At 35.2% G+C, this 7,270-nt stretch carries 6 protein-coding genes; 3 read left to right on the forward strand and 3 right to left on the reverse strand.

Features of this window, described 5'->3' with window-relative positions; genetic code table 11:
* Window positions 1-117: 117 nt before the first annotated feature.
* Window positions 118-1,383, forward strand: coding sequence for a dicarboxylate/amino acid:cation symporter (locus ACNDLV_RS02925; RefSeq protein WP_022091273.1), 1,266 nt, complete (start codon window positions 118-120; stop codon window positions 1,381-1,383).
* Between the two features lie 62 nt (window positions 1,384-1,445).
* Here the strand turns inward: ACNDLV_RS02925 and add are convergent, their stop codons facing one another.
* On the reverse strand, window positions 1,446-2,459 hold the full coding sequence (gene add, locus ACNDLV_RS02930) for an adenosine deaminase (RefSeq protein WP_006587488.1): 1,014 nt from the start codon (window positions 2,457-2,459) through the stop codon (window positions 1,446-1,448).
* Between the two features lie 187 nt (window positions 2,460-2,646).
* Here add and guaB point away from each other — a divergent pair, with 187 nt between their 5' ends.
* Both guaB and ACNDLV_RS02940 read left to right on the forward strand, forming a co-directional pair.
* Window positions 2,647-3,786: an IMP dehydrogenase gene (guaB, locus tag ACNDLV_RS02935; RefSeq protein WP_006587114.1), complete on the forward strand. Its 1,140-nt coding sequence runs from the start codon at window positions 2,647-2,649 to the stop codon at window positions 3,784-3,786.
* A 72-nt stretch (window positions 3,787-3,858) separates the two neighbouring features.
* Window positions 3,859-5,178, forward strand: coding sequence for a cytosine permease (locus ACNDLV_RS02940; RefSeq protein WP_006587115.1), 1,320 nt, complete (start codon window positions 3,859-3,861; stop codon window positions 5,176-5,178).
* Between the two features lie 43 nt (window positions 5,179-5,221).
* Here the strand turns inward: ACNDLV_RS02940 and ACNDLV_RS02945 are convergent, their stop codons facing one another.
* Together ACNDLV_RS02945 and ACNDLV_RS02950 are read right to left on the reverse strand one after the other, a co-directional pair.
* Complete coding sequence (locus tag ACNDLV_RS02945; RefSeq protein ID WP_006587116.1) at window positions 5,222-5,743, reverse strand: GNAT family N-acetyltransferase; 522 nt, start codon at window positions 5,741-5,743, stop codon at window positions 5,222-5,224.
* Window positions 5,744-5,837: 94 nt separating this feature from the next.
* Window positions 5,838-7,270, reverse strand: a 1,433-nt coding sequence (locus tag ACNDLV_RS02950; protein ID WP_498882924.1) for a MiiA motif-containing surface protein, incomplete at its 5' end; no start/stop codon positions are given.

The following is a 7,270-nucleotide window of genomic DNA, read 5'->3' on the forward strand; positions in this document are numbered from 1 at the left end:
TTCATAGTTAATTATTTTTTCAAATACCAATATCAAATTATCAAGGTCTGCTTAACCCAAGCAGGCCTTTTTATGATAGAGTTATTATTGTTGAATTATTTTTCTGGAGGAAAAACTATGAAGCATTCACGAGTTCCACGTATTAGCCTTGGAACACAAATTATCATCGGATTGGTTCTAGGAATCATTGTTGGAGCCGCTACTTATCATAATCAAGTAGCAATCTCCACTATGTCTGGTTTAGGAACTATCTTTTTACGCTTAATTCAGATGATTGTTATGCCAATTGTGGTTTCATGTTTAACAGTTGGAATTGCTAATATTGGTGACTTACGTAAGTTGGGACGAATTGGTGGTAAAACGCTACTATATTTTGAAGTTTTAACTACTATTGCAATTATTTTAGGTTTGATAGTTGCTAACTTAACGCGTCCTGGTGATTTTATTAATATCCATTCTCTGCAAGGTGGCGATATTTCTAAATATCTTGCTACTGCCAAAACAGCCTCTAAAACTGGAATCTGGGATACCATCTTTGCAGTTATTCCAACTAATATTTTTAAATCTATGTCTGAGGGAGACATGATGCCTGTCATCTTTTTCAGTGTTTTCTTTGGATTAGGTATTGCAGCAATTGGTGAAAAAGGAAAAATTATCACCCAATTTTTGAATGCCGTTAGTGGCGTTATGTTTAAAGTAACCAACTGGGTTATGAAGTTTGCACCACTTGGAGTATTCGGGTTAATTGGAATGACCATTGCTCAAATGGGCTTGTCTGCACTACTGCCATTAGGTTACTTTATTTTAGTTGCCTATCTAACTATGATTTTCTTCTGTATTGTTATCTTAGGACTAGTGGCTTATATTTTTAAACTTGATTACTGGGAAACAATGAAGAAGATTTGGCCAGAGATTTTGCTTGCATTTTCTACCGCTAGTTCTGAAGCAACTTTGCCACGTCTAATGAAGAAAATGCAAGATATGGGTGTAGAAAAAGGTGTTGCCAGCTTTGTTATTCCGACAGGTTATACTTTTAACCTAGATGGTAGTGCAATCTATCAAAGCTTAGCAGCAATTTTCCTAGCTCAAGCTTATGGACTTCACCTAACTTGGGAACATCAATTTACTTTATTAGTTGTTTTGATGATTACTTCTAAAGGAATGGCTGGTGTTCCAGGTGCATCATTTGTTGTTTTATTAGCTAGTGTAGCGACAATCGGAGTTCCAATTGCTGGTTTAACCTTCATTGCTGGAATTGATCGCTTCGTTGATATGGGAAGAACCAGTGTAAATGTAGTTGGTAATACCTTTGCAAGCTTGGTTATTGGTGAAAGTGAAAAAGCACTTGATCGTAAAAAATACGAGCAATATTTAAATAAATAAGTTCAATAAAAAAGGCCTCGAATTAGAATTCGAGGCCTTTTTCTACACAAAATTACATATAATTAATTTTCTTCAAAATAGCGATCAAGTTCTTCTAAGTAAAATTGCTTTTGCTCCTCACTAATCCAGCTCATCTTAAATGAGTTAGCAGCTAAAGCCTTTACTTCATCAGCACTCAAGTTATACTTTTTAACTTCTGCTTCAAAATTATCTGTAATGTATCCACCAAAATATGCTGGATCATCACTGTTTAAACAAACGCGCACATCATGTTCAAGTAAATACTTAACTTCATTTCCTTTCAAGTCAGGACTTAAAAAGCCATTAGAAAGTGGACAGCTAGTAAAGCCAACCTTTTGCTTAGCAGCAAAAGAAACTAAATCTTCATTTTCGACAATATTAGTTCCATGATCTATCCGTTCAACATTAATTACTTCAAGCAATTCTTTAATATGATTAATTGAATCCACTTGATCAACATCAGCGTGAGCAGTTATATGAAAGCCTGCTTCACTTGCCTTAGCAAATTGATAATAAAACTTCATTGGTGGATTATTGTGTTCATCAGAATCAAGCCCAATTCCTAATATCTTATCTTGATGTTTCAAGGCTTTTTCAAGAGTTTTTTGGGCGTTATTTCTTGAATAATCACGTAAAAAGCACATTACTAAATGAGCATCTACATTTAAGGCTCTGGCATCAACTGTTGCTTGATAAAGTCCATTTAAAACAGTTTCAAAGCTAATGCCACGACTTTCGTGAGCTTGAGGATCAAAGAATATCTCAACATGACGAACGTTATTTTTGGCAGCTTTTTTAAGATAAGCCATTGCCAAGTCATAAAAGTCTTGTTCTGTCTGTAAGACTTGCATAGCTTCATAATATACTGCTAAGAAATCAGCTAAATTGTCATATTGCAAAGTTGCCTTAACTTCTTCAATTGTCTTTTGAGCCAATTCAACGTGATTTCTCTTAGCCAATTCTAGTTTCAATTTTGGCTCTAATGTTCCTTCAATATGAACATGCAACTCAGCTTTAGGCATTTTTTCTAAAAAATCTCTTGTTAAATCGACCATTATATCCTCCATATGTAAAAATAATTCGGAAAAATTTGATTAATTGAAAAAGATATTAGCACTATCTAATTTTTTATGCAAGTTAAAAACGAATTATTTTTCCACTTGATTTTTGCATTGTTTGTGTTATCGTATAAACAATATATTTTTTTATTAAAAAATTTAAAACTGCTATAGGAGGAAATCCATGTCAAATTGGAATAACAAGTTTGTTAAAGAAGGTCTTACTTTTGATGATGTTTTATTAATTCCGGCTGAAAGTCACGTATTACCCAACGATGTTGACCTAAAGGTCGAATTAACCAGCAGTTTAAAGCTTAATCTTCCATTTATTAGTGCTGGAATGGATACTGTTACTGAACATGAAATGGCAATTGCAATGGCTCAAGCTGGTGGTTTGGGCGTAATCCACAAGAATATGACGATTACTAATCAGGCCAATGAAGTAAAGCTTGTAAAAAATACTGAAGTAACTTCAGAAAAAGCTGCCGTAGACAACGAACACCGCTTATTAGTTGCTGCAGCTGTTGGCGTAACTACTGATACATTTGAACGCGCTAGTGCCTTAATTGATGCTGGTGCAAATGCAATTGTTATCGATACAGCCCATGGTCATTCTGCCGGCGTTTTACGTAAAATCAGTGAAATCCGTGCTAAATTCCCTAACATTAACTTGATTGCAGGAAATGTTGCCACTGCTGCTGGTACACGCGCTCTTTATGATGCTGGAGTAGATGTAGTAAAAGTAGGTATTGGCCCTGGTTCAATCTGTACTACTCGTGTAGTAGCTGGGGTTGGGGTACCTCAAATCACTGCAATTTATGATGCTGCCAACGTAGCACGCGAATATGGAAAAACAATTATTGCCGATGGCGGTATTAAATATTCAGGTGATATTGTTAAGGCATTAGCTGCTGGTGGCAATGCTGTAATGCTAGGTTCAATGTTTTCTGGTACACATGAAACACCAGGTCAAATCTTTGAAAACCAAGGTCAAAAGTTTAAAGCGTATCGTGGTATGGGATCTGTAGGAGCAATGAGCCAAGCCCATGGATCAAGCGATCGCTACTTCCAAGGTGGCGTAAATGAAGCAAACAAGTTAGTTCCAGAAGGAGTTGAAGCTTGTGTTGCATATAAGGGATATGTTAAAGACGTTATTTTCCAATTAATTGGTGGATTACGTGCCGGAATGGGTTATGTAGGGGCACCTGATTTAGCTGCTTTAATTGAAAATGCTCAATTTGTACGCATTACTAATGCAGGATTAGTTGAATCACATCCGCATGACGTTCAAATTACAAAACAAGCCCCTAATTATCAAGGGTAATACAACACAAAAAAATGAAGTCGCTATAGAACTTTTTATCTATAGCGACTTTTTCTGGGAAAAGGAGCTTTTATGAATCACGAATCATTTCAAATAAAAGAAAAAGATCGAACTACCAACAGCTGGGATATGTTTGCTACTTGGGTCGGAGCCAATGCAAATAACGGAACTTGGTTTGTCGGAGGCGTTTTAGCAGCTTGTGGATTTGCACTAGCCACTAAAATTCTTGTTTTATCTTCTGCACTATCATATATCTTTTTAAGTTTAGTGGGTTACATCGGATACAAAACCGGCTTATCAACTATGACAATAGCAAGAGCTAGTTTTGGTGAACGTGGTAGTTATCTTCCTTCATTAGTAAATATTACACAATTTATCGGTTGGACAGCGGTTAACACCTTTATTGCCGCACAATCTGTCAGCTTGCTATTAAAAGATCTTTTGAATATGCATAATGAGACTTTAGGTTTAACAATCGGAATTATCGTTATGAGTATTTTACATATTTTAAGTGTTGCTAGTGGTTCAAAATCCATTCAATTAATCGAACGCATTGGTGTTGCACTAGTATTTATCTTTGTAATTTGGGAATCGATTGCTGTTTTCAAAGCCGTTTCGTTAAATCAAATTATCTCTTGGAAAGTCCCTAATTCAAGCAAAATGGCCTTAGGAAGTGCTATTGATTATGTTGCTGCCTTTAATTTAGCTTGGGTTACAGCTGGCGCTGATTTTACACGTTTTACAAAGAAAAAAAGCAATTCAACAATTGCACCTTTTTGGGGAGCTCTAACTGGCGTAATCTGGTTTGCAGTAATTGGTTTAATTTCAACCATTAGCATTGCAATTACTTCTGGTGTATACAATGCCAACAACTCAGATCCTTCAACAATTGCTAGCAAATTAGGCTTAGGAATTGTTGCACTATTAGTTATTATCTTAACTTCAATGACTGCTAATGCGGTTAATTTATTAGCAGCCGGCTCTGCACTTTCAAATATCTTTCCAAAAATCAGACTAAAACATTCACTTTGGATAGTAGTAAGTGCAGCAACACTTGTTACTTTCATTCCAATGTTTGTAGGATCATTTTTAGAAACTTTTGAGAGCTTTCTAGATTATGTAGGAATGGTCTTAGGTCCTACAATTGCAATTATTTGTACAGACTATTATTTCATTAAAAAGAGAAATTATGAAATTCCTCAATTTGGTAAAACATTTGGAACATATTGGTATAAATCAGGAATTAATTGGAAAGCAATTATTGTTTTCATATTAGGAATAATCATCTTCTTAACTGGCAAAAACATTCAATTACTATCTAATACCATTGGAATTACTTTCTTAGATATGACCATTTGTAGTTTACTTTACTGGATTTTGATGAAGAAATAATTGATAAAAAATGCACCTTCTTAACAATAAGGTGCATTTTTATTTAAATATCTTTTACCATCATTAAATCGCGCTGTGCAGTATCACCCATCATAAAAGTATGCTCATCTTCAATTTTAAAACCAAAGTAATGATAAAATTTTTGCGCCTTATCATTATGTTCCCAAACACCTAACCATACACGATGAAAATGCTCTTCTTTAGCCATCGAAATTGCTTTATGCATAAGGGCGGATCCTACATGTAATCCTTGGAACTGCTTCAAAACATAAATTCTCTGTATTTCAAAAGCTTCAGGCCAATTATTTTCCGTTTGAGAAGAATCCCAATTAACTTTCAAATACCCTACTATTTGATTATCTACAAAAGCAAAAAACATTTTAGAAGTAGTAGTTTTCAATTCTGACAGTAATTTTTCTCTTGTATAAGCTCGTTGAATATAAGTATTAACATCTTCTAAAGCTCTCCAAGGATCAAAAGTCTGGTGAAAGCATTGCTTACTAATTTTTATTAATTGATCAATTTCATCAGTTTGAATTGGCCGGATACTAACTTTTTGACTCATATTCTTACCCTACCTAAATCTTCTTTTAAAACAAATAATACACTCTTAAAACAAAAAAACAACGATACTATTAGTATCGTTGCTTACAAGTTAATTATTCTTCATTATTCTTTTTTCTTCTAAAGCCTAATAAACCTAGCAAAGCAAGAATCAAACCAATCAAACTAACTTCTCCAACTTGTGCACCAGTTTGTGGCAATTTATTAGCATCAGTTGCTACTCTATTTTCACTAGAATTAGAAGCTGGTGTTTTTTCTTTAGATGAAGTTGAAGATACCGAGGAAGATTTAGAATTAGCAGTTGCTTTGGAATTAATCTCAGTATTATCATCAAGAGCTGCTTTGGCATTCTTAATAGTCTGTAGTGCTTGATCAACCTCATTTTGGGTAGCGGAGTTATCATTTAGCACCTTTTGACCAGCACTTACCGCATCATCATATGCTTGCTTCTTGTCATCACTTGCATTCTTATATGCATCTGTTGACTCTACTGAAGATTTTTCATTCACTGCTGCTTCAAGTGAACTCTTATCTATTGAACTGTCAGAATTTTCAAAATTACTATTTCCGGTATTTTCTGAACTTGATCTATCACCATTATTTTCGATTGCATCAGTTTGAATAGTAGTATCTTCTTTAGTTAATTCTGCACTTGAACCGTCACTAAACTTAATTGTTGCACTACCATCACTGTATACAGTTACAGTTGTATTTGGATTTGCTGCTTCAATATTCTTTTTGATTTGTGAAAGTTCATCAGAAGTTGGTTGACCCATTTTTTCAACTTTAACACGCTCTGGGAGATTTACATTATTTTGCGCTTTTTCTGCTGAGTCAATCAATCTCTGTTCTGCATCTCTAATTGCTTTATCAGCTGCATCAACTTCTTCTTGTGTTGCATTAGTGTCAGACAAAACTTGCTCACCTTTTGCAACAGCATCGCCATATGCTTTTCTAGCTTCATCTGAAGCACTGGCATAATATAGATATTCATTAGGATTAGTTGAAGTTTGGACTTCATGAGCCCTGTCCACATCTTTTTGTAAATTTGTTTTATCTACAGATTCAGTTGAACCATCAGTTTCTGATTGAGTCGCTGGTTTATCTGATGAACTTTGACCATCTAATGCTGCTTTTGCATTGTCAATTGCACTTGTAGCACTATCTACTTCACTTTGGGTTGCGGAGTCATTGTTCAACACTGTTTGACCAGCAGCTACTGCATCATCATACGCTTGTTTCTTGTCATCACTTGCGTTGTAGTAGGCTGAGGTCTTTTGAACATCGCTTTGTTCATTCACTGCTGTTTCCAAAGCACTTTTATCTACAGAACTTTCAGTAGTTGTACCTGGAGTCGAACTTGTAGTATCACTTGCTCCTGTTGAACTAGTATCTGTTTCTGTAGCTTGCCCATCTAGTGCTGCTTTTGCGTTGTCAATTGCAGTTGTAGCGCTATCTACTTCACTTTGAGTAGCGGAATCATTGTTCAACACCTTTTGACCAGCACTTACCGCATCATCATATGCTT

This window comes from Lactobacillus fornicalis (assembly GCF_055362665.1).

Excerpts from the sequence above, each read along its gene's own strand:
- ACNDLV_RS02925 (WP_022091273.1), top strand. The coding sequence starts at position 118 with ATGAAGCATTCACGAGTTCCACGTATTAGCCTTGGAACACAAATTATC.
- add (WP_006587488.1), bottom strand. The coding sequence starts at position 2,459 with ATGGTCGATTTAACAAGAGATTTTTTAGAAAAAATGCCTAAAGCTGAG.
- guaB (WP_006587114.1), top strand. The coding sequence starts at position 2,647 with ATGTCAAATTGGAATAACAAGTTTGTTAAAGAAGGTCTTACTTTTGAT.
- ACNDLV_RS02940 (WP_006587115.1), top strand. The coding sequence starts at position 3,859 with ATGAATCACGAATCATTTCAAATAAAAGAAAAAGATCGAACTACCAAC.
- ACNDLV_RS02945 (WP_006587116.1), bottom strand. The coding sequence starts at position 5,743 with ATGAGTCAAAAAGTTAGTATCCGGCCAATTCAAACTGATGAAATTGAT.